The organism is Streptomyces sp. NPDC096013 (assembly GCF_044763565.1).
In the GTDB taxonomy this organism is placed as follows: domain Bacteria; phylum Actinomycetota; class Actinomycetes; order Streptomycetales; family Streptomycetaceae; genus Streptomyces.
This window is the reverse complement of record NZ_JBIWGK010000010.1, coordinates 278458-300100: the sequence shown is the minus strand read 5'-3', so window position 1 is coordinate 300100 and position 21643 is coordinate 278458. Positions and strand designations below refer to the sequence as shown.

Here is a 21643-nt window from a genome sequence, read left to right as displayed (position 1 = left end):
CCTTCGCCATGCCGGCTCACATGCCGCTACGGCAGGTTCCGCGCCATCACGATGCGCTGGACCTGGTTCGTGCCCTCGTAGATCTGGGTGCTCTACAGGTGATATGGCTTGGACCTGTGCTAACACCCCCTCCGGCAGGGGGTTACCCAGGATGTCCAGGACAGGGCAGTTGAGAGGCTAGCTCCGCTGTCGGAACCTGGCCCAGAGACGGGACGCTCGGAGCATGCGCCCTGTCCATTCGTCCGGGTCATCCCCGGCGATTTCTTCCCACACGTTCGCGGTCGCCTGAGCGAAGGCGGTAACTCCCTCCGTGGGAGCGACGCGCCAAGAGGGGATCTCACGAGCCCACTGTTCCGCCGACTCCGGTTCGTGGCGTCCGGCAGCCATGAGCCACACGACCCAATACCCGGCGTCAAGCCATGCGGCTCCACGCGTTGCCCATGCCCAGTCGACGAGATACGCGGAGTCGTTGACGATGACGTTGTGGTCGTTCAGGTCTGTGTGAAGCAGTGAGTGACCGGCGAAGTAATCAAGGTCTGACGGTTTGGCCGCGTACACCTGAAGACGTTGCTCTGCCTGCCTCAACTGGATTTCGGGGCAGGTGGCTTGGCCGAGTCGGCGAAGCAAGTCGGCAACCTTCGGCAGGTCTGGTGATCCGGCCGTGTAGTCGGCGTGGCGGCCTTGCAGGTTCTCGAACCCGAGGAGTACCCAACCAGCTTCTTCGATCTGCCAGAGCAAGCCGGGGGCGATTCCGTGAAGGAACGGGTTCACCTCAGCTTCGCGGCGCTGAGTCCAAATCCACCTGTGGTCAGTGCGAAGTCCTTTGACGAAGCACGACCCGGAGTCGGTGAATACACGCGCGGCGAGTTCGCTGTTGAATCCCTGGCTTACGGTCTCGGTCTTGAGTACTGGACCGGTTAGCTTCTCAACCGCCGAAAGCGCGGCAGGCGGAAGGGCTTCGAAGGTGATTCGCGTTGCGGCCACAGCTCCCCACACTCTCATGAGACGGCCCGCGCGAGCCCCGTGACGAGTCAACGCCATGGAGCCCGCGCGGAGCGCGCTACCCACGATCCCTGATACGGGTTGTCGTCGTTGCACGCGGCGAGGATCGCCGGAGTCAGCGACTCAACGCCTTCGACAATGACGAGTCCGGTCGGCTCAGTTGGTCGCGACTCTGGGCGCGTCAACAAGAACAGGGTTCTTCGCTCGGGACGTGGCCACGGGGGTATGTCCACGGTTCACGGCACGTCGCGAAAATCGAATCAATCATCTTCATAGGTCATTCAGCCTGCATCTGAGTGCCTGGCCAACCTTGCGAAACGGGATCTTCTCCCGCCGCCAATTGCCGTACACCCACGACCGGGGTTTGTCAGGCAGTCGGCCACGTCATCCACCGTCATCAGCTTCGTCTGCATAGGCCCCTCACTAAAAAAGAAAGGCCCCCAGTTCCCTGGGGGCTCATTGTGTGCTGCTTCAGCAATAGCGAATGTCAGCCTTGTTCGTCACCGGATTTAGCGAAGGTCGCAAGTGCCTCCGTCGCTTTCTCAGTCAGGTCGCCGCCAGCCTTGCCCGCAACGGTGGTCAGGTACCCCTCTCTTCGCGCCCGCTTGAGATGATCCTTCACGGTCTCGGGACGGCGACCGATGAGCCGCGCCAACCACGGAACAGGCGCCGGAGCACCCGTGTCAGCCATGGTCTTGTAAGTCGCGGCCAGCATGGCCAAGTAGGTCTCTGACACCCCTTGGTCGGCTAGTAGCAGACCCGCCGACGATCCGGCTTCCTCCACCTTCGCCGTCACCTCCGCCATGCCCTGTTGCAGTTCGGGCGCCTGCTCAGCCAGCTTCATGGCCGCCGCCAGGTCGAGCCTGCGCAGAACGGTCGTGGAGATCCCGCGCGCCACGTCACGAGTGACAGCGTCTCCTGACGCCTCGACAGTGATCCGCTGCGGCCCTCCCGCGATCGGTCCGGCCGGCCACCACATGCGGATCACCCAGGCCCCTTGCTCCTGAGTGATCTCGAACCCGCTCTCATCCGCGTCCATGTTTCCGAAAGTACCACACAGGGTGCTCCACCCTGTGTTGACAACCCAGGGTGGCTGATGAGCAAACTTGAGACGCCAGTGAGTGACTGGCACGGCGGCGGGGGTCCCGTGTGTCGGCAGCAGCAAGAGGGGGCGCCTCAGTGGCAAGGGCATGGGTCGCACGATCGACGGACGACCCGAAGAAGTGGACGACGTTTTGGTACGACCCTGACGGCAAGCAGCGTCGGAAGACCTTCAGCACCAAGACGCGAGCTGACGACCAGCGCAAGCGCAAGGAACAGGAACTCGACGCCGGGACCTACCTGGACGACCGGTTGGGCAAGCAGCCTGTGACGGCCGTGTGGGAGCAGTGGACGGATCAAAGGAAGCTGGAGAACAGCACCAAGAAGCAGTACCGATCCATCCAGAGAACGACCCTTGAGCCATTCTTCAAGGCTCGGTCCATCGTGTCCCTGAAGGTCGCAGATGTTGAGCAGTGGCTCTTGTGGATGGAGCAGGATCGGAAGCTGTCCGCCCGTACACGCCGTCAGCGGTTCTCGTTCTTCTCCGGGATGATGGACTGGGCCGTCGCCGACGAGATCATCGGCCGGAACCCGTGCAAGAGGGTCAAGGGCGCAGGGAGCCGCGCCAAGGAGATCCGGGAGCAGAAGAGCACCGCACGGCGGCTCACGACGCGGGAAGTTCTGGCGATGTTGGATGCCGCTCCTCCGCGATACCGCGCGATGCTGTGGCTCATGGCCGGGTGCGGCCTGCGGCTGGGTGAGGCCATGGCGGTGTCCCGCGATCAGATCGACTTCAAGGCGGAGACGCTGCGCGTCGACTTCCAGATTGCGGAGGACGGCGACACCGAGTCGGGGAAGAACAGCGCGATCCAGCGTCGGCACATCAAGGCTCGCGATGAAGGCGAGCCAGGGCGTTCCGTCCCCCTCCCGCCGAACGTCGCCTTCGAGCTACGGCGGCACATCAAGAACCACGGCGTATGGGGGCCGGAACGGCTTCTCTTCCCCAACGTGACGCGGACTGGCTACCTCTACGCGTCCTACTTCTACCCGAAGATCTGGATGGAGGCGCTGGACAACGGACAGGTGAAGTACTGCAAGGCGCACTCACTCCGGCACTACTACGGGTCGCGGCTTCTGTACGCCGGAGTCCCTGAGAACGACGTGGCCGACTGGATGGGCCACAGCAGCACAGACGTGCTGAGGGAGCACTATCACTACATTTTCGAAGGAGCCGAGCAGCGCGGTCGAGCCGCCATCGCAACGATGTTGACGCCCGGCGCCGACGACCCGTCGGAGGTGTCAGAGGTCGCCTGAGACGCGTACGACAACAGCCCCCGGCATCCTGCCGGGGGCTGTGTTGTTTGTGCAGGTCACTGGCTGTTTTCCGCCCAGGATTTCCCCCAGCATGATGCCCAGGAACAGCCCTGATCGGGCCGCAACGGGCAGGAAGCCGAGAGCGCTCCTCCAGACCTCGAAACGGCCCCTGACCTGCAAAAACCCTGCTAGGGAAGGTTCCTTGCCATCACGATCCGCTGAACTTGGTTCGTGCCTTCATAAATCTGGGTGATCTTGGCGTCGCGCATCATGCGCTCGACCGGGTAGTCGCGGGTGTAGCCGTAGCCGCCGAGGAGCTGGACGGCGTCGACCGTGACCTCCATGGCGACGTCCGAGGCGAAGCACTTGGCCGCGGCGCCCTGGAAGGTGAGGTTCTTGTCGCCGCGTTCCGAGGCGGCGGCGGCCTGGTAGGTGAGGGCGCGGGCGGCCTCGATCTTCATGGCCATGTCGGCGAGCATGAACTGGATGCCCTGGAAGTCGGCGATCGGCTTGCCGAACTGCTTGCGCTCCTGGACGTAGCCCTTGGCGTAGTCGAGGGCGCCCTGGGCGATGCCGAGGGCCTGGGCCGCGATGGTGATGCGGGTGTGGTCCAGGGTCTTCATCGCGGTGGCGAAGCCGGTGCCCTCGGCGCCGATCATGCGGTCGGCCGGGATGCGGACGTTGTCGAGGTAGACCTCGCGGGTCGGGGAGCCCTTGATGCCGAGCTTCTTCTCCGGAGCGCCGAAGGAGACGCCCTCGTCGGACTTCTCGACGACGAAGGCGCTGATGCCCTTGGAGCGCTTCTCGGGGTCCGTGACCGCCATCACCGTGTAGTACTCGGAGACGCCCGCGTTCGTGATCCAGCGCTTCACGCCGTTCAGGACGTAGTGGTCGCCGTCGCGGACCGCCTTCGTCTTCATGCCGGCCGCGTCCGAGCCCGCGTCCGGCTCGGAGAGGGCGTACGAGAACATCGCGTCGCCCTTGGCGAGCGGGGTCATGTACCGCTTCTTCAGGTCCTCGGAGCCCGAGAGGATCACCGGGAGCGAGCCCAGCTTGTTCACCGCGGGGATGAGGGAGGAGGACGCGCACACGCGGGCCACCTCCTCGATCACGATCACCGTGGCCAGCGCGTCCGCGCCCGTGCCGCCGTACTCCTCGGGTACGTGGACGGCGTGCAGGTCGTTCGCGACGAGGGCGTCCAGGGCCTCCTGCGGGAAGCGGGACTCCTCGTCCACCGCGGCGGCGTACGGCGCGATCTTCGCCTCGGCCAGTGAGCGGATCGCGTCGCGGAGCATGTCGTGCTCCTCCGACGGGCGGTACAGGTCGAAGTCAGCCGATCCGGCCAAGGTCTCTCACGCTCCAAGGGACGCTGTGATGACGGCGCTAATTACCGTTAAGTAACCCAAATTTTAGGGGCCCGCCCACGGGAGTGATACGTGAGCTTGGCGACAGGGGGAAAGGTGCCCGGTGAGAGCGCCGGTTATGCTCGGGCGCGCATCGCCCCCGTCCCCCTTCTGGAGCACTCATGGCCCTCAAGATCACCGTGATCGGCACCGGCTATCTCGGCGCCACGCACGCCGCGGCCATGGCCGAGCTGGGCTACGAGGTGCTGGGGCTGGACGTCGTCCCCGAGAAGATCGAGATGCTGCAACGGGGCGAGGTCCCGATGTACGAACCGGGGCTGGAGGACCTGCTGCGCAAGCATGTCGCCGGGATCGAGGGCTCCACCGGGCGGCTGCGCTTCACCATGGACTGGGCCGAGGTCGCCGAGTTCGGCGACGTCCACTTCATGTGCACGAACACCCCGCAGAAGCACGGGGAGTACGCCTGCGACATGTCGTACGTCGACCGGGCCTTCGAGCTGCTCGCCCCGCACCTCACGCGTCCCGCGCTGGTCGTCGGCAAGTCCACCGTCCCCGTGGGCTCGGCGGACCGGCTCGCCGCCTACCTCGCCGCGCACGCGCCCGCCGGCGAGGACGCCGAGCTGGCCTGGAACCCGGAGTTCCTGCGCGAGGGCTTCGCCGTCGCGGACACGCTGCACCCCGACCGAATCGTCGTCGGCGTCCGCAGCGAGCGGGCCGAGAGGCTGCTGCGCGAGGTGTACGCGGGGCCGATCGCGGACGGGTCGCCGTTCGTCGTGACGGACTTCCCGACCGCCGAACTGGTGAAGACGGCCGCGAACTCCTTCCTCGCCACGAAGATCTCCTTCATCAACGCGATGGCCGAGGTCTGCGAGGCGGCGGACGGCGATGTCGTGAAGCTGGCGGAGGCGATCGGGCACGACGAGCGGATCGGCAAGAAGTTCCTGCGGGCCGGGATCGGCTTCGGCGGGGGCTGCCTCCCGAAGGACATCCGGGCGTTCATGGCGCGCGCCGGTGAACTGGGCGCCGACCAGGCGCTGACCTTCCTCCGCGAGATCGACTCCATCAACATGCGCCGGCGCGGCCAGATGGTCGAGATGACCCGCGAGGCGCTCGGCGGCGGCTCCTTCCTCGGCAAGCGGGTCGCCGTCCTCGGCGCGACCTTCAAGCCCGACTCCGACGACGTCCGCGACTCCCCCGCGCTCAACGTCGCCGGCCAGATCCACCTCCAGGGCGGCCAGGTCACCGTCTACGACCCGAAGGGCATGGACAACGCCCGCCGCCTCTTCCCGACCCTCGGCTACGCCGACACCGCCGTGGAGGCCGTGCGCGGCGCGGACGTGGTCCTGCACCTGACGGAATGGCGCGAGTTCCGCGAGCTGGACCCGGCGTCCCTCGGCGACGCGGTACGCGCCCGCGTGGTCCTGGACGGCCGCAACGCCCTCGACCCGGCGCTGTGGCGGAAGGCGGGCTGGACGTTCCGGGCGATGGGGCGGCCCACCGCGTAGCGCGCGGCCGGGCGGACGACGTCGGTCCGGCCGAGGCTCAGTCGGCCGGACCGACGTCTGGCTGCATTCTGCACCACTGGACTGTGCGGGGCGCCGTGACCGCTCAAGTCGCCCTCCCTCAAGGCGACTTGGCCCGGTACCGCCGCATCTTCGCCCGTGCCCCGCAGACCGCCATCGAGCACCAGCGCCCCCGGCCCGCCGGGCTGCGGTCGTAGTACGCCCAGTGGCAGGTGGGGGCCTCGCAGGCCTTGAGGCGGGGCCAGATGCCCTGGACGAGGGACTGGGCGACCGCCGATGCCACCCGGGAGAGCAGGGGGGCGGAGTCGGCTGGTTCGAGGCTCGCGGAGCCGTCGTGGGCGTCCACCGCGATCAACAGCGGGGCCCGCGACAGGAGTTCGCCGAGCGGGGTGGTCGCTCGGTGCGCGGGGTGGCCCGCGTGGGCGAGCAGGGTGGCGCGCAGGGACTCGCGGAGTTCGCGGGCGGCCGGCAGCTCCGGCTCCGTGAGGCCGAAGGGGGCCCGGCCGTCCGCCGTGTCGAGTTCGTCGGTGCCCGCCTCGATGTCCAGGGTGTTGACCAGGGCCTCGATCAGGGCCAGGTCTCCGGGCGCGGGGACTCTCTCACTCATGTGCGCGACCACTTCATGCTTGCGACGTTACCCCCTGTACGGGAGCATGCAGTAACCGTCGTTACCGGCTCACGCCGTCAACGGGTAACAAGGAGGAGTCCGTCATGACCGACCCCGACCCCCGCCCCGGCACCGCTCCCGCCCCCATCGCCGAACTGGGCGCAGTGGTCCTCGACTGCCCCGACCCCCGCGCACTCGCCGCCTTCTACGCCGGAATCCTGGGCGGCACCCCCGAGGAGGACGAGGAGGGCGCCTGGTTCGACCTGAAGCTCCCCGGCGGACGGACACTCGCGTTCCAGAAGGCCCCCGGACACGAACCGCCGAAGTGGCCCGCGCCCGGCGGCTCCCAGCAGTTCCATCTCGACCTGACCGTCACGGACCTGGACGCGGCCGAGAAGGGCGTCCTGGCCCTGGGCGCGAGACCGCTGGACACCGACGACCGGGCCCGCACCTGGCGTGTGTACGCCGATCCGGCGGGGCACCCGTTCTGCCTCTGCGCCTGCTGACGACCAGCGGCGCGATCGCCCCCGACACCGACACCAGAGAGGTCGCCTTGACCGCCGTCGCCCGTTTCCGTTCCACCGTGATCGACTGCCCCGACCCCGTCGCGCTCGCCAGGTTCTACGCCGGCATCCTCGGCGGCACGCCCCACGTCGCCACCGACGAGTGGGTTGTACTCAACATCCCGGACGGCCCCCGGATCGCCTTCCAGCGGGTGACGGACTACACCCCGCCGGAGTGGCCGCGCGCGGACCGGCCGCAGCAGTTTCATCTCGACTTCGACTCCGGGTCGACCTGGGAGGAGCTGGAGGTCGCGGAGGCCAAGGCCCTGGCGCTCGGCGCGCGGCCCCTGCACCAGGAGGACAAGGAGGACTTCCGGGTGTACGCCGACCCGGCGGGGCACCCCTTCTGCCTCTGCCGGATCGACCACCCGTAGGACCTGTAAGACCTGTAGGGCCTGTACGACCCGCAGGACCTGGGGAACCGCCCGCTACCCGTCCAGCTCCGCGATCTTCGCCGTCGACGGCTCCCGGCGCTGCTGTGCCGCCCGCGCGGTGAAGTCGGCGCTGCGCAGGACGCGTTGGACATTGCCCCAGCTGAGCAGCGCGAGGTCGGGTTCGGACCAGCCGCGGTGGAGGAGCTCGGCGATGAGGTGCGGGTAGCAGGAGGCGTCGGCGAGGTCCTGCGGGTGGGCCGTACCGGCGTCGTACGTGCCGGACAGGGCGACGCACTCGCGGCCCGCGACCTCGTGCACGTGGTCGAGGTGGTCGGCGACGTCCCGGACGGACGGGCCGGTCTGCTCGGCGGTGAGCGGCACCATGCACAGGCCCTTGGCGGCGCCGACCGCGGCGAGGAGTTCGTCGGAGAGGTTGGCCGGGTGCGGGCGCAGCGTGCGGGCGGCGGAGCGGGTGAACAGGACGGGCGCCTTGGAGACCGCGAGGGCGCGGTGGATGGTGCCGTCGGAGGCGCCGGAGAGGTCCGCGAGCACGCCGAGCCGGTTCATCTCGCGGACCACCTCCTCGCCGAACCGGGTCAGCCCGGCCTCGCTCGCCCAGGACACCCGGGACAGCGTGAGGACCCGCAGCCCCAGCGCGTGCAGGGAGCGCAGGATGCCCAGCGAGTCGCCGAGCGCGGCGGCTCCGGCGGGGCCGAGCAGCACGGCGATACGGCCGCAGTTGCGCACGTCGGTGGTCTCGCCGGCGGTGTGCGCGAGCCGCAGCCCCTCGGGGTGGGCGCGGACCACCGTCTTCACCAGGTCGAGCTGCTCCAGGGTGGCGCCGACGGCCCGGTCCCCGGCGAGCCCCTCGGGCAGGTGCAGCGACCAGAACAGCGCGCCCACGTGCCCCTCGCGCAGCCGGGGCACGTCGGTGTCCACGGAGCTCTCCCCCAGCTCCAGGTCGAACCACGGCAGGTGCCGCAGCGCCCACGGCAGCCCGCTGTAGCCGTCCGCGACGGGGTGCGCGGCGAGGATGGCGTGCGCGCGCTCCAGCGGGGCGGCGTCCGGGTCGGAGACGGGATCGTACGCTTCCGCGGTGTCCGGCGGGAAGGGCCCCCCGGGAAAGGGCTCGTGGACCAAGTCGTCGAGCTCGCCGACCTCGGTCGTCGCGTGCAGTTGGTCCTGGAGGTCGGCCATGGCGGGCTCCGTACGTCGTTACGGCAGTACGGTCACCGTCGCACGCTGACGTGGGGGCTTCCTGGTGGGCGGGGCGTTCGGGGTACGGCGCGGGAACAGGCGCTCCCGCGCCGCGCGGCTCACCCGCCGGTCAGCCGTCCAGCGACTCGATCGTCGCGTTCGACGGCCCCCGCGTCCCCTGAAGGTCCCGCGCCACGTCCTCCGCCGCGCCCAGCACCCGTACCGCGTTCTGCCAGGTCAGCTTGGCCAGGTCGGTGGTGGACCAGCCGCGGTCGAGCAGTTCCGCGATGAGGTTCGGGTAGCCGGAGACGTCGTTCAGTCCGTCCGGGGTGAAGGCCGTGCCGTCGTAGTCGCCGCCGATGCCGAGGTGGTCGACGCCCGCGACCTCACGCATGTGGTCGAGGTGGTCGGCGACGGTGGAGACCGTGGCGACGGGGCGCGGGTGGAGTTCCTCGAAGGCGCGGTGCACCTTCATCGCCTCCGCCGTGGTCTCCAGGTGGTGCAGGCCGTGCGCGCGCATGTTGTCGTCGGCCGCGGCCGTCCAGTCCACGGCGGCCTGGAGCACGAACTTCGGTACGAACGTCACCATCGCCATGCCGCCGTTGCCGGCCAGCCGCTCCAGCACGTCGTCCGGGACATTGCGCGGGTGGTCGCAGACCGCGCGCGCCGAGGAGTGCGAGAAGATCACCGGGGCGGTCGACGTGTCCAGCGCGTCGCGCATCGTCGTGGCCGCCACGTGCGAGAGGTCGACGAGCATGCCCTCGCGGTTCATCTCGCGGACGACCTCCCGGCCGAACGCCGACAGCCCGCCCACGCCCGGCTCGTCCGTCGCCGAGTCCGCCCACGCCACGTTGTCGTTGTGCGTGAGCGTCATGTAGCGGACGCCGAGCGCGTACAACCCCCGCAGCGTGCCGAGGGAGTTGGCGATCGAGTGGCCGCCCTCCGCACCCATGAGGGAGGCGATACGGCCTTCGGCGCGCGCCGCCTCCATGTCCGCGGCGGTCAGCGCGGGCGCCAGGTCCCGCGGGTAGCGGGCGAGCAACTGCCGTACGCAGTCGATCTGTTCGAGCGTCATCGACACCGGGTCGGGCAGGTCCGAGCGGACGTACACCGACCAGTACTGCGCCCCGACGCCGCCCTCGCGCAGCCGCGGGATGTCGGTGTGCAGGTGCGCGTTCTGCGCCACGGCGATGTCGCGGGCGTCGAGGTCGTAGGTGACCTGCTTGCGCAGCGCCCAGGGCAGGTCGTTGTGCCCGTCGACGACGGGGAACTCGCGGAGCAGCTCCCGGGCCCGGTCCAGTGACGTCATCGCCGTCACTTCCCGAAACCGAAGCCGCTGGCGCCGCCGCCCTCGACCTTGGCGCGCAGCCGCTTGCCCTTCTCGGCGGCCTGGTCGTTCAGCTCCTGCTGGAACTCCCGCATGCGGACGAGGAGTTCGTCGTCGTGCGTGGCCAGGATGCGGGCGGCGAGCAGACCCGCGTTGCGCGCGCCGGCGACCGAGACGGTGGCGACGGGGACCCCGGCCGGCATCTGAACGATGGACAGCAGCGAGTCCATGCCGTCCAGGTACTTCAGCGGCACGGGCACGCCGATCACCGGGAGCGGGGTCACCGAGGCGAGCATGCCGGGGAGGTGGGCGGCGCCGCCCGCGCCCGCGATGATCACCTTGAGGCCGCGGCCGTCGGCGCGCTCCCCGTACGTGATCATCTCGCGGGGCATGCGGTGCGCGGAGACGACGTCGACCTCGTACGCGATCTCGAACTCGTCGAGGGCCTTCGCGGCGGCCTCCATGACGGGCCAGTCGGAGTCCGACCCCATGACGATTCCTACGACGGGTCCTGCGACGGGGCTCATTCGGTGATCGTGCCTCTCAGATAGCCGGCTGCGTGACGGGCGCGGTCCAGGACGTCGTCCAGGTCGTCGCCGTAGGTGTTGACGTGGCCCACCTTGCGGCCGGGCTTCACGTCCTTGCCGTACATGTGGATCTTCAGCTGGGGGTCCCGGGCCATGCAGTGCAGATACGCGGAGTACATGTCCGGGTAGTCGCCGCCGAGAACGTTACACATCACGGTCCAGGGGGCCCGGGCCCGCGGATCGCCCAGCGGGAGGTCGAGGACCGCGCGGACGTGGTTCGCGAACTGGCTGGTGACCGCGCCGTCCTGGGTCCAGTGACCGGAGTTGTGCGGGCGCATGGCGAGTTCGTTGACGAGGATGCGGCCGTCGCGGGTCTGGAACAGCTCGACGGCGAGATGGCCGACGACCCCGAGTTCCTTGGCGATGCGCAGCGCCATCTCCTCGGCGTGCAGCGCGAGGGACTCGTCCAGGTCGGGGGCGGGCGCGATGACCGTGTCGCAGACGCCGTTGACCTGCTGGGACTCGACCACCGGGTAGGCGACGGCCTGCCCGTGCGGGGAGCGGACGACGTTCGCCGCCAGCTCGCGCACGAAGTCGACCTTCTCCTCGGCGAGGACGGGGACGCCGGCGCGGAACGGGTCGGCGGCCTCCTCCGGGGAGTCGACGACCCAGACGCCCTTGCCGTCGTAGCCGCCGCGGACGGTCTTGAGGACGACGGGGAAGCCTTCCCCCTCCCCGGCGAACGCGACGACGTCCGCGGGGTCGCTCACGAGCCGGTGCCGTGGGCACGGCACACCGATCTCGACGAGCTTGGCCCGCATCACGCCCTTGTCCTGGGCGTGCACGAGCGCGTCCGGGCCGGGGCGCACGGGGATGCCGTCCGCCTCCAGGGCGCGCAGATGCTCGGTGGGTACGTGTTCGTGATCGAAGGTGATCACATCGCAGCCCCGCGCGAAGTCACGCAGCGTGTCGAGGTCGCGGTAGTCGCCGATGACGACATCGCCGACGACCTGCGCCGCGGAATCCTGAGGGGTGTCACTGAGGAGCTTGAATTTGATGCCGAGCGGGATGCCCGCCTCGTGTGTCATACGAGCGAGCTGACCGCCGCCGACCATGCCGACTACCGGGAACGTCACCCCCTCAGGGTATCGGTCACGCCAGGGCGGCCTGATTTCCGTACCTCTTACCGTTCTTTTCCGGGTCTCTTCCCGACCTGTGAGCGGCTTCGCGGACGCCGGGGGAAAGCGGTGGTTAGCATGACTGGGTCGAGAATCCGAGAAGACAGGGGCCTGCACAACCATGGGACGTGGTTCCGAAGGGCCTTTCAAACGGCTCGCCCGCGAGGTCGCCAAGTTCGGCGCGGTGGGCGTGGTCGGCACCGTGGTGAACTTCGCGGTCTCCAACCTGCTGTGGCATCTGACCAGCCTCCAGGCCGTACGCGCCAACGTGATCGCGACGATCGTCGCCATCGGGTGCAACTACGTCGGCTTCCGCTACTTCACCTACCGTGACCGCGACAAGAGCGCCCGCACCAAGGAACTCAGCCTGTTCCTGGCGTTCAGCCTGGTCGGCCTGGTCATCGAGAACGGCGTCCTGTTCGCCGCGATCTACGGCTTCGGCTGGGACAGCTCGTTGCAGCGCAACGTCTTCAAGGTGCTCGGCATCGGCATCGCGACGCTGTTCCGCTTCTGGTCGTACCGCAGCTGGGTGTTCAAGGCGCTGCCGGTGGAGGACGAGGTGCTGGCGGAGTCGGCGGACCCCGCCGTCCCCGCTCCCGCCACCGAGCCGCTGCCCCGCCCCAAGCAGCACGTGAGCTGAACCACTCTCTCCGCCTGCCCCCGCTCCCTCAGCGGACCGTGGGCTCGTCGTCGTCCACGGGCACCCGCTTCGTCGGCGGCGTACGCGACAGGAACAGCCCGAACACCGGCGGCTGCGCCTGCAGCATCTCCAGCCGCCCGCCGTCCGCCTCCGCGAGGTCGCGCGCGACGGCCAGCCCGATCCCGGTGGAGTTACGGCCGCTGATCGTGCGCTCGAAGATGCGGGCGCCGAGATCGGTCGGCACCCCGGGTCCCTCGTCGGTGACCTCCACGACGGCCTGGTTGCCGGTGACGCGGGTGCGCAGGGCGACCGTGCCGCCGCCGTGCATCAGAGAGTTCTCGATCAGCGCGGCCAGCACCTGCGCGACGGCGCCCGGGGTGCCGACGGCCTGAAGATGCCGCTTGCCCGAGCTGACGATCGCGCGCCCGGCACTGCGGTAGGCGGGCCGCCACTCGGCGAGCTGCTGCTGAATGACCTCGTCGAGGTCGAAGGAGACGGCGGAGCCGGTACGAGGGTCCCGCGCGTTCGTCAGCAGCCGCTCCACGACGTCCGTGAGCCGCTCGACCTGCGTCAGCGCGATCGTCGCCTCCTCCTTCACCGTGTCCGGGTCGTCGGTGAGGGTGATCTCCTCAAGGCGCATGGACAGCGCGGTCAGGGGCGTACGCAACTGGTGCGAGGCATCGGCGGCCAGCCGCCGCTCGGCGGTGAGCATCCGGGCGATGCGCTCGGCGGAGGAATCGAGGACATCGGCGACCCGGTCCAGCTCCGGGACGCTGTACCGCTTGTGCCGGGGCCGCGGGTCACCCGAACCGAGCCGCTCCGCGGTCTCCGCGAGGTCGGTGAGCGGGGAGGCGAGCCGGTTGGCCTGCCGTACGGCGAGCAGGACGGCGGCCACCACGGCGAGCAGGGCGACGGCGCCGATGATGAGCAGCGTCCGCCCGACCTCGCGGGTGACGGTCGAGCGGGGCTCCTCGACGGTGACCGTCTCGCCCTCCTCGCCCTTGGCGGTGGAGCGGATGACGTCACCGGCCGGCTTGGTGCCCACCTCGATCACCGGGTCGCCCGGGATGCGGATCACGGCGTACCGGTCCTCGGTGACCTGCGTGCGCAGCACCTCGGAGTCGACGATCTCGGCGCCGAGAATCCGGCTGTCCACGATGCTGGCCAGCCGGAGCGCCTCGGAATCCACCCGTTCCTGAGCGCTGTTGCTGATGGTCCGCGTCTCCACGATGACAAGGGACACACCGAAGACAGCGATCACCACGAGCACCACGGCGAGGGTGGACTGAATAAGACGACGACGCACGGAGCCCTCCGGCCGGAGACTGTGTGAGAACCGGTGTGTGCGGCGCCCTCAGGGGCGCGGGCAGTGTCGATGCGCGGGGCCGCCGCGTGGGCGCGACGAGCCACGCACAGCCCGCACCCGTGCACCCACCCGAGCCACCACGGTGATGACGCGCGTAAACCGGGTCAGCTCTTCTCGAACCGGAACCCGACACCCCGCACCGTGGCGATGTACCGGGGGTTGGCCGCGTCGTCACCGAGCTTCTTCCGCAACCACGAGATGTGCATGTCGAGGGTCTTGGTCGACGACCACCACGTCGTGTCCCAGACCTCGCGCATCAACTGGTCCCGGGTGACCACCCGTCCCGCGTCCCGCACCAGAACCCGCAGCAGGTCGAACTCCTTGGCGGTGAGCTGGAGTTCCTCGTCGCCCATCCACGCGCGGTGCGACTCGACGTCGATCCGGACGCCGTGCGTTGCGGGCGGCTGCGCGGGCTCGGCGGCACCGCGCCGGAGCAGGGCCCGGACGCGGGCGAGCAGTTCGGCGAGCCGGAAGGGCTTGGTGACGTAGTCGTCGGCGCCCGCGTCGAGTCCGACGACGGTGTCCACCTCGTCGGCGCGCGCGGTCAGGATGAGGATGGGGACGGTGTGGCCCTCGGCGCGCAGTCGGCGGGCCACTTCCAGGCCGTCCATGCCGGGCAGGCCCAGGTCCAGGACACACAGGTCGATGCCGCCCTGAATGCCGGCGTCGAGCGCTGTGGGGCCATCCTCGCGCACCTCGACCTCGTAACCTTCCCGGCGCAAAGCGCGGGCCAGCGGCTCCGAGATGGACGCGTCGTCCTCGGCGAGCAGTACACGGGTCATGGGGTGATGGTAGTCCGCCTCGGACAGCGGTCGGGGTGTGATCGCCACGAGTGGTTCTTACCTTGCGGCACGCCGCATTCGCTTCTGTGAAGAAGGTGGTCGGAACCTCTGCCTGTGGGGTGTGATCCTTGTATCCACCTTCGAAAAGGTGCTCGCGGTTCCACTAATCCCTGTGATCGATGTCTCAAGTCCTTCCATATCCGGCAGTGTCCTGCCGTATGGTGGCCTGACCGCCTGTAGTGACACTGAAGACCTTTGGCGAGCTTTTACGGCTGAAGGTCTTATTTGTGTGCGGTTTCCCGACCAGCAAGGATCGATCATGGCGTCCAGCCTGACGAAGGACTCGGTGACTCCGGGCACCCCCGGTTCCGAGAAGACCTTCTTCGGCCACCCCCGCGGACTGGCCACTCTCTTCATGACCGAGATGTGGGAGCGATTCTCCTACTACGGCATGAAGGCTCTCCTCCCGCTGTACCTGGTGGCACCCGGCGGCCTGCACATGAGCGCGGCCACCGCGACCGCGATCTACTCGGTGTACCTGTCGCTCGTGTACCTGCTCACCCTCCCCGGTGGCTGGTTCGCGGACCGGGTCCTCGGCCCCCGCAAGACGGTCGCCGTGGCCGGCGTGGTCATCATGCTCGGCCACCTCACCCTGGCGCTGCCGACCTCGGGCACGTTCTTCGCGGGCCTCGGCCTGGTGGCGATCGGCTCGGGCCTGCTGAAGGCCAACATCTCCACGATGGTCGGCCACCTCTACGAGGGCCCGGACGACCCGCGCCGTGACGGCGGCTTCACGCTCTTCTACATCGGCATCAACGTCGGCGCGTTCGCCGCGCCGCTGGCCATCGGCACGGTCGGCGAGAACGTCAACTGGCACTTCGGCTTCGCGCTCGCCGCGGTCGGCATGGCCCTCGGCCTCGCCCAGTACCTGCTCGGCACGCGCCACCTCAGCTCCCGCTCGGACATCGTCCCCACGCCGCTGTCCGCGCAGGAGAAGGCGGCCACGCTCCGCAAGTCGGCCCTGTGGGCGGCTGTCGCCGTCGTCTTCTACGCGATCGTCGGCTTCTCCGGCCACTACACCCTGAACTGGCTGCTGGTCCCGATCACGATCGCCGGCCTGGTCATCCCCGTCCTGGTGATCGCCCGCATCAAGCGCGACAAGGACCTCGACCGCTCCGAGCAGTCGAAGATGTCCGCGTACATCTGGTTCTTCGTCGCCGCGGCCGTGTTCTGGATGATCTACGACCAGGGCGGCTCGACGGTGTCCCTGTTCGCCGACTCCTCGGCGAAGAACACCGTCTTCGGCTGGAACTTCCCGATCTCCTGGTACCAGTCCGTCAACCCCGTCCTCATCATGGCCCTCGCCCCGGTCTTCGCCTGGGCCTGGCTGGCCCTGGCCCGCCGCGGCAAGGAGCCGAGCACGGCGACGAAGTTCGCGATGGGCCTCGTCCTGATCGGCGCGTCCTTCTTCCTCTTCCTGGCCCCGCTCGCGATCGCCGACGGCGGTCACAAGGCGGCGGCGATGTGGCTGGTGGCGATCTACTTCGTCCAGACGGTGGGCGAGCTGACCCTCTCCCCCGTCGGCCTCTCCGTCACCACGAAGATGGCCCCCGCGAAGTACGCCTCCCAGATGATGGGCGTCTGGTTCCTGGCGGTCACAGCGGGCGACGCGACCACGGGCCTCCTCTCCATCGCCGGCGTGGACCTCAACAAGACCGGCATCGTCGCCCTCCAGGCCTTCCTGGCGGTCCTCGCCGGCGCGGCGGTCTGGATGTACCGCAAGAAGGTCCGAGAACTCATGGGCGACGTCCACTGACCGAGTCCGCCCTACGACGACTCACCGAAAGGGCCGTCACATCCCCCGGGATGTGGCGGCCCTTCTCACACCCCCCGGCATCCCCAAGTCACCGTTGGGCCACTCGCTTCTCGGCCAGTGTCGGGCTTCCACGGCCCGAGTAAAGGGCGCTCCGCTGCGCTACGCGTCGCCTCCGGCGATGGCCCTACGGGCCACCCTTGACTAGGACCGCTCCAGCCCGTTTCAGAAGCGAGCGAGCGGCCCGGAAGGATGGGTGGCCAGGCAGAAAGGCCCATATCTGTACTGGGCTGCTGGCCGGTGTGAGGGATACGCGCTCGCGCCTCGCCAGCACGCCGGGCCGGCTCAGCGGCCAACCCTGAGTGCGTGGACGAGGGGTGAGTGGATGGGTGGGTGGGTGCTGGAAGCCAGGTATAAATCTAACCGCTGTCGCACCCTTGGCCAGTTAGAAATGTTCCCGGCTTTCAAAGAGGACCGGGTTCGAGGGCGAGGGTGACACGTCGGCGTCCCACCCGCGCGCCGGACCGGCCCAGCGGCCAACCGCCGGTGAGGAGAGACACAGGCGCACGGACAGGCACCTCCTGCGCAGGCCCACACCGACGCAGCGCCGACCGGCCATCGGCCATGGGTGGGGGAGCGCTGCCGTCTTGCTTACGCGCCAGCCCTACTGGGCGGCTACCGCCCGGCGGGGACTTCCTCAGCAGTCAACAAGCAGGGAGCAGCGGCGGCCAGCCAACGGGCGACCCGGAGGGCCCTGGAGGGCCCTGGAAGCTGTGGGTAAATCTAACCACTGTCGGATGCGATGACTGGTTAGAAAAGACCCCGGCTTGTGGAGGGCGGCGGCGGGAGTGGTGGGTGCGCGAGGAGAAGAAAACCGGCGGCCCGAGCCCCTCGGAAACGGCACAGGAGACGCGGAGAAGAAGTCGACGACGGGAGCAGGGGCGAGGAGCCTGCCCTGTTCGCCATCACCTTCCTAGCCGCCGCCCTCTACGAGCCACGACGAAGGCGAGAGGGAGGACGAGAGCCCCGGGGGGCGGAGAGACGGGAAGGAGGGCGAGGGCCGGGGGAAGAGGGAGGACGGCTAGGGCCCGGGGGGGAGAGACGGGAGGCAGGGCGGGAGGCGGGGGAAGAGGGAGGACGGCTAGGGCCCGGGGGGGAGAGACGGGAGGCAGGGCGGGAGGCGGGGGAAGTGGGGCCGGGGCTAGGGCGGGCGACGGTGCGGGCCCGGGTCTTTTCTAACCAGTTACAGCACATGACAGTGGTTAGATTTACCCCCGGCTTCCAGCGACCCCCACCCGCCGACCCCCTACCCACCGACCGCTGCCCACTCCCCCTTGCCCGCTGCCCCTTGCCCCTCGTCCCCCGTCCCTCGCCCCCCCCGCTCCTCGCCTCTCCCCTCTCGCCATTTCCCTTCTGCTCTGCCTTTTGTCTGTTGGGAAGTCCCCACTGGGCGGTCGCCGCTGAGCCGAGGCGGCGTGCAGGCGAGACGCCAGCGCGCATCCCCCCACACCGGTCCACAGCCCAGTACCGGCACGGGGATTCCTAGCTGGCCACCCATTCCTCCGGGCCGCTCGCTCGCTTCTCCAACGGGCTGGAGCGGACCGAGTCAAGGGTGGCCCGCAGGGCCATCGGCGCAGCCGACGCGCAGCGCAGCGGAGCGCCCTTTACTCGGGCCGCGGAAGCCCGACACTGGCAAGAAGCGAGTGGCCCAACCTTCACCTCGCTAGCGCAGTCGCCTCCGCCCCGGCATGAACGTGAACACCGCCACGCCCAAAAGGATCGCCGTGCCGGAGACCAACCCGAGGGCCTTCAGGCCGCCGTGGCTGTCGGAGCCCGTTTCCGCCAGGCCTCCGGAGGTGGACGTCGACCCGGACGTACCGCCCGACGTGGAGGAACCCCCGGACGCGCCGCTGGCCTGTGCCGTCGTGTCGAGGGTGAGGGAGACCTCGGACTTGGTGGGCGTGCACGTCGTCGTCGTACCGAGGGCGTTGATCGTGAGAACCCCGGGTGAGAGGGTCGACGTGCCGCTCGCGCCGGGCTTGTACGTGCCGGTGAGGTCCGGTATCTCGATCGGGTCGCCGGACTTGATGGCGGCGGAGTTGGTCGGCCCCTCGACATGGACCGTGCCCTTGTCCGCGCCGCCCAGGGTGACCTCCATCGACGGTTTCACGGAGCCCGCCGGGATGTCGGCGGGGCTGTCCATCACCGACTTCTTGAACTGGACGGTGAGGGCGTAACTCCCGCCGTCCTTCGAGGCGTTGATCTGGACGGGCGAGGTCGCGTTCTTGTCGCCGATGGGCGTCTTGCACGCGTACGGGACGGAGACCTCCTTGCCGGTGAAGTCGGTCTGCCCGGTCCCGGTGCCGTCGCTCGACGAGGCGGACGCCGATGCCGATGCCGACGCAGACGCAGACGCAGACGCCGAATCACTGGGCGACGCGGATTCCGACGGCGAGTCCGATGGCGTGGGTGACGTACTCGACGAACTGCCGTCCCCCGCCGTCACGTTGATCGTCGCCGACGGCGAGACCGTCGCCGTAGGAGCGCACTTCGTGTCCGTCGAGAACGCGTTGACCGTGTACGCGTCCGGGGTCAGCGTCACCTCACCCGGCGTCGTCAGCTTCAGGGAGCCCTTCATGTCGGACAGGGTCATGACCGCGCCCTTGGGAATCGCCGGGTTCTCGCGCGGCCCCTGCATCGCGATGTCGGCGGTCTGCGCACCCTTCGCCTTCAACGTCCCCGACGGCTGGACCGAGTTGGCGGGAAGGTCGATGATGTCGGGGTTCTTGGACGCGGCCTGCGTGAACTTCCAGACGACGTCGACGGTGTCGCCGACCTTCGCCGTCGCGGGCGCGGTGATCTCGACCTTGGTGGTGCCGTCGACGGGGTCGATTCCGGCGGGCGGCACGCAGTGGGTGGCGTAGGACACCTCGGCGGCCTGCGCGGTCCCGGCGGTCAGGCCGAGCGCGAGGCCCGCGCCGCCGAGGACCAGCGCGAACGTCGCCGCACCCGCTCTCCGTACACCGCCTCCGCCGGCCGGTATGACTCTCCTTCGCTTGCTCACGTAAGTCCCTTCCTGGTGGGAGTCGTCGGACTCGTCGGGCTGTCGTCGTGCGGTGCGGAGAGTCGACCGGCCGTGCCCGGATCGGAGTCCGGGGTGAACCACGGCAGGGTCGAGGTCGTCGGGGCGTCCTCACGCGAGGGGTCCGCCGTGCCGAACTTCGGCATGCGCAGGGTGACTTGGGCGGGCATGTGCAGGGCCCGGTGCCGGGGCGGGCCCGTGCTGCGGGCCGCCTTGCGGGGGCGCAGCCGGTCCACCACGGCCATCCCGACGCGGAACACCGCCGCCGGTACGACCACGCAGAGCAGGACCCAGAACAGGGTCACGCCCCAGGGGCGGCCGACTCCCCATGGTTGTTCGGCCAGGACTCGGCCGCCGTACTTCATCGAGACGGTGTAGTCGCCGTGCGCCCCGGCCGCGAGGTCGACCGGGAGTCTGATCTCCGCCTTCCCGCCGGGCGCGATCGTGCCGTTGAACTCCTGGTCGTCCCACTGCGGCGCGAACACCCCGTGGGAGGTGCCGACTTGGAAGACGGGGTTCTTGACGGGGGACGAGCCGGCGTTGCCGACGGTGAAGACCAGCGTGCGGGACGGTGGCGCCCCGAACCAGGTCAGCAGGCCGCTCGAACCGTCCAGCCGGGTGTCCGAGAGGACCGACAGGCGTCCGGCGGAGGGCTCCGCGGGGAGTGGTTCGACCGCGTGTCCTGCCACCTGGAACACCGTGTCGGCGGACGCGCTCGCCCCGGTCACCGTCGCCACGTGCACCACGCACGGGCACGGCACGGGCGGCTCCGACACCGGCAGCTTCCTGCTGAAGGCGCCCTTGGCGTCCGTCGTCACGGCCCGGCCGTCCGCGTTGGCACAGGAGTTGGTGCCGCCGATCACCCCGCGCGCGGGCGTCGCCTGCCCGCAGATCAGCACCATCAGCAGGGCGTGCGCCCGCCACCCGCTGCCGGAGACGGTGATCGAACCGCCCGTCCCCGCCTGCGACGTGGAGAGCTTCACACCCGGCCCGCCCGCCGCCGCGGCCGGCGCCGCCCCCGCCAACGGCAGCAGGAGCAGCGCGAGCACCGCCACCAGCGCCGGTATCCGCACCTTGCCGCTCACCTCACCGCTCCCGTCAACTCGGCTTCCGCCCGCGGATGTTCGGCCACCTCGTCGCCCCTGCGGCGCCGTTGCCGTCGTACGAGAAGCAGCGTGCTCCCGGCCACCGCCGCACCGCCGATCCCCGTCACCGCGCCCCACGGCACGAACCGTGTCGTCGTGTCCGCCGTGTCGTGGGCGCCGCCGGCCGCCGTGACCGTGAGGCGCAGGTCGACCGCGTCCAGGGTGGGGTGGCCGGGCCAGGGTTCGGTGAGCTTCCGGCGTGCGCCCGGCGGGAGTTGGACGGGGAGGGCGCGGGGGGCGCGGTCGAGGAGGGTGCCGAGGACGCCGGTGGCGTGGACGGCGAGTGTCGGGGTGAGGGGGGTGGTGCCGCGGTTGACCAGTTCGTAGGCGATGCGGTCGCCGTGGACCGTGACGTGTTCGACGGTCAGCGCCGACAACGCCGGTCCGCGCACCCGGAGTTGAAGCCGTACGGTCGCCTCCCGGCCCCTCGTGTCACGCGCGAGGATCGTGGCGGTGCGGTCGCCCGGGGTGGCGGTCGCCGGGACGTTCACCGTGAACGGGACGTCGGCGCGGGTGCGGGCGGGGACCCGCACCCCGGTGTCGGCGAAGGTGACCGGGACGCCGGTGGCACGCAGCCGGACGGTGACCGCGCGGGTGGTGGGGTTGGTCACGGACACCGTGTCCTGGAGGGTCGTGCCGGGCTCGCCCTCGGCGTAGAACGTCGGCCGTCCGCCGCCCGCGGGCGCAACGGTCCATCCCCCGGCGGCCGTTGCGGTCGGCGCGGCCGCCAGGAGGGCGAGGAGGGACAGACACAGGACGCGGGCGGTCGACGACGGCGGCATGGGCGGCTCCAGCGGG

19 protein-coding genes are annotated in these 21643 nt (G+C 69.6%); 6 read left to right on the top strand and 13 right to left on the bottom strand.

Annotated features, from left to right (window positions below; all coding sequences use genetic code 11):
- Positions 1-177 precede the first annotated feature (177 nt).
- Both ACIRB1_RS31280 and ACIRB1_RS31275 read right to left on the bottom strand, forming a co-directional pair.
- Positions 178-984 (bottom strand): aminoglycoside phosphotransferase, encoded by an 807-nt coding sequence (locus tag ACIRB1_RS31280; RefSeq protein WP_403467743.1) that lies wholly within the window; start codon positions 982-984, stop codon positions 178-180.
- Positions 985-1489: 505 nt separating this feature from the next.
- A complete protein-coding gene (locus ACIRB1_RS31275; RefSeq protein ID WP_403467742.1) occupies positions 1490-2041 on the bottom strand; it encodes a hypothetical protein in 552 nt (183 codons plus the stop codon).
- Positions 2042-2181: 140 nt separating this feature from the next.
- On the opposite strand from ACIRB1_RS31275, the gene ACIRB1_RS31270 reads away from it, so the two are divergent.
- Entirely contained in the window at positions 2182-3357 is a 1176-nt protein-coding gene (locus ACIRB1_RS31270; RefSeq protein ID WP_403467741.1) for a tyrosine-type recombinase/integrase, read from the top strand.
- A gap of 188 nt (positions 3358-3545) precedes the next feature.
- Here ACIRB1_RS31270 and ACIRB1_RS31265 read toward each other — a convergent pair whose 3' ends face one another.
- Positions 3546-4703, bottom strand: coding sequence for an acyl-CoA dehydrogenase (locus ACIRB1_RS31265; RefSeq protein WP_352184915.1), 1158 nt, complete (start codon positions 4701-4703; stop codon positions 3546-3548).
- Between the two features lie 179 nt (positions 4704-4882).
- On the opposite strand from ACIRB1_RS31265, the gene ACIRB1_RS31260 reads away from it, so the two are divergent.
- Entirely contained in the window at positions 4883-6226 is a 1344-nt protein-coding gene (locus tag ACIRB1_RS31260; protein WP_352184914.1) for a UDP-glucose/GDP-mannose dehydrogenase family protein, read from the top strand.
- 118 nt (positions 6227-6344) lie between these two features.
- Here the strand turns inward: ACIRB1_RS31260 and ACIRB1_RS31255 are convergent, their stop codons facing one another.
- A complete protein-coding gene (locus tag ACIRB1_RS31255) occupies positions 6345-6851 on the bottom strand; it encodes a CGNR zinc finger domain-containing protein (protein ID WP_403467740.1) in 507 nt (168 codons plus the stop codon).
- A gap of 104 nt (positions 6852-6955) precedes the next feature.
- Here ACIRB1_RS31255 and ACIRB1_RS31250 point away from each other — a divergent pair, with 104 nt between their 5' ends.
- Both ACIRB1_RS31250 and ACIRB1_RS31245 read left to right on the top strand, forming a co-directional pair.
- Positions 6956-7357, top strand: a complete 402-nt coding sequence (locus ACIRB1_RS31250; protein ID WP_403467739.1) for a VOC family protein — start codon at positions 6956-6958, stop codon at positions 7355-7357.
- A gap of 47 nt (positions 7358-7404) precedes the next feature.
- Entirely contained in the window at positions 7405-7788 is a 384-nt protein-coding gene (locus ACIRB1_RS31245; RefSeq protein ID WP_403467738.1) for a VOC family protein, read from the top strand.
- A 54-nt stretch (positions 7789-7842) separates the two neighbouring features.
- On the opposite strand, the gene ACIRB1_RS31240 is transcribed toward ACIRB1_RS31245, so the two are convergent.
- The 4 genes from ACIRB1_RS31240 to ACIRB1_RS31225 form a co-directional block, all read right to left on the bottom strand.
- Positions 7843-8985, bottom strand: coding sequence for a dipeptidase (locus tag ACIRB1_RS31240; protein WP_403467737.1), 1143 nt, complete (start codon positions 8983-8985; stop codon positions 7843-7845).
- Positions 8986-9115: 130 nt separating this feature from the next.
- Positions 9116-10294, bottom strand: a complete 1179-nt coding sequence (locus ACIRB1_RS31235; protein WP_352184909.1) for a dipeptidase — start codon at positions 10292-10294, stop codon at positions 9116-9118.
- Between the two features lie 5 nt (positions 10295-10299).
- Positions 10300-10839 carry a 5-(carboxyamino)imidazole ribonucleotide mutase gene (gene purE / locus ACIRB1_RS31230; protein ID WP_352184908.1) on the bottom strand — a complete coding sequence of 180 codons (540 nt, stop codon included), beginning with the start codon at positions 10837-10839 and terminating at the stop codon, positions 10300-10302.
- Positions 10836-11975: a 5-(carboxyamino)imidazole ribonucleotide synthase gene (locus tag ACIRB1_RS31225; RefSeq protein WP_352184907.1), complete on the bottom strand. Its 1140-nt coding sequence runs from the start codon at positions 11973-11975 to the stop codon at positions 10836-10838. Before ACIRB1_RS31225 ends, purE begins: the two co-directional genes overlap by 4 nt.
- Positions 11976-12138: 163 nt before the next feature.
- On the opposite strand from ACIRB1_RS31225, the gene ACIRB1_RS31220 reads away from it, so the two are divergent.
- Complete coding sequence (locus ACIRB1_RS31220) at positions 12139-12657, top strand: GtrA family protein (RefSeq protein WP_352184906.1); 519 nt, start codon at positions 12139-12141, stop codon at positions 12655-12657.
- 28 nt (positions 12658-12685) lie between these two features.
- Here ACIRB1_RS31220 and ACIRB1_RS31215 read toward each other — a convergent pair whose 3' ends face one another.
- Positions 12686-13963: an ATP-binding protein gene (locus ACIRB1_RS31215; RefSeq protein ID WP_352184905.1), complete on the bottom strand. Its 1278-nt coding sequence runs from the start codon at positions 13961-13963 to the stop codon at positions 12686-12688.
- A gap of 164 nt (positions 13964-14127) precedes the next feature.
- On the bottom strand, positions 14128-14805 hold the full coding sequence (locus tag ACIRB1_RS31210) for a response regulator transcription factor (RefSeq protein WP_174447603.1): 678 nt from the start codon (positions 14803-14805) through the stop codon (positions 14128-14130).
- A gap of 319 nt (positions 14806-15124) precedes the next feature.
- On the opposite strand from ACIRB1_RS31210, the gene ACIRB1_RS31205 reads away from it, so the two are divergent.
- Positions 15125-16621: an oligopeptide:H+ symporter gene (locus tag ACIRB1_RS31205; protein ID WP_403467736.1), complete on the top strand. Its 1497-nt coding sequence runs from the start codon at positions 15125-15127 to the stop codon at positions 16619-16621.
- A 1720-nt stretch (positions 16622-18341) separates the two neighbouring features.
- Here ACIRB1_RS31205 and ACIRB1_RS31200 read toward each other — a convergent pair.
- The 3 genes from ACIRB1_RS31200 to ACIRB1_RS31190 are packed head-to-tail and all read right to left on the bottom strand — an operon-like array spanning position 18342 to position 21627.
- Complete coding sequence (locus ACIRB1_RS31200) at positions 18342-19682, bottom strand: hypothetical protein (RefSeq protein ID WP_403467735.1); 1341 nt, start codon at positions 19680-19682, stop codon at positions 18342-18344.
- Positions 19679-20785 (bottom strand): hypothetical protein, encoded by a 1107-nt coding sequence (locus ACIRB1_RS31195; RefSeq protein WP_403467734.1) that lies wholly within the window; start codon positions 20783-20785, stop codon positions 19679-19681. Before ACIRB1_RS31195 ends, ACIRB1_RS31200 begins: the two co-directional genes overlap by 4 nt.
- Positions 20782-21627 carry a hypothetical protein gene (locus tag ACIRB1_RS31190; RefSeq protein ID WP_403467733.1) on the bottom strand — a complete coding sequence of 282 codons (846 nt, stop codon included), beginning with the start codon at positions 21625-21627 and terminating at the stop codon, positions 20782-20784. The genes ACIRB1_RS31195 and ACIRB1_RS31190 overlap by 4 nt, the downstream gene beginning before the upstream one ends.
- Positions 21628-21643: the final 16 nt, after the last annotated feature.

What these genes read in the sequence shown, in the direction of transcription:
- ACIRB1_RS31275 (WP_403467742.1), bottom strand. Translation starts at nt 2,041, where the DNA reads ATGGACGCGGATGAGAGCGGGTTCGAGATCACTCAGGAGCAAGGGGCC.
- ACIRB1_RS31260 (WP_352184914.1), top strand. Translation starts at nt 4,883, where the DNA reads ATGGCCCTCAAGATCACCGTGATCGGCACCGGCTATCTCGGCGCCACG.
- ACIRB1_RS31255 (WP_403467740.1), bottom strand. Translation starts at nt 6,851, where the DNA reads ATGAGTGAGAGAGTCCCCGCGCCCGGAGACCTGGCCCTGATCGAGGCC.
- ACIRB1_RS31250 (WP_403467739.1), top strand. Translation starts at nt 6,956, where the DNA reads ATGACCGACCCCGACCCCCGCCCCGGCACCGCTCCCGCCCCCATCGCC.
- ACIRB1_RS31240 (WP_403467737.1), bottom strand. Translation starts at nt 8,985, where the DNA reads ATGGCCGACCTCCAGGACCAACTGCACGCGACGACCGAGGTCGGCGAG.
- ACIRB1_RS31235 (WP_352184909.1), bottom strand. Translation starts at nt 10,294, where the DNA reads ATGACGTCACTGGACCGGGCCCGGGAGCTGCTCCGCGAGTTCCCCGTC.
- purE (WP_352184908.1), bottom strand. Translation starts at nt 10,839, where the DNA reads ATGAGCCCCGTCGCAGGACCCGTCGTAGGAATCGTCATGGGGTCGGAC.
- ACIRB1_RS31220 (WP_352184906.1), top strand. Translation starts at nt 12,139, where the DNA reads ATGGGACGTGGTTCCGAAGGGCCTTTCAAACGGCTCGCCCGCGAGGTC.
- ACIRB1_RS31210 (WP_174447603.1), bottom strand. Translation starts at nt 14,805, where the DNA reads ATGACCCGTGTACTGCTCGCCGAGGACGACGCGTCCATCTCGGAGCCG.
- ACIRB1_RS31205 (WP_403467736.1), top strand. Translation starts at nt 15,125, where the DNA reads ATGGCGTCCAGCCTGACGAAGGACTCGGTGACTCCGGGCACCCCCGGT.
- ACIRB1_RS31190 (WP_403467733.1), bottom strand. Translation starts at nt 21,627, where the DNA reads ATGCCGCCGTCGTCGACCGCCCGCGTCCTGTGTCTGTCCCTCCTCGCC.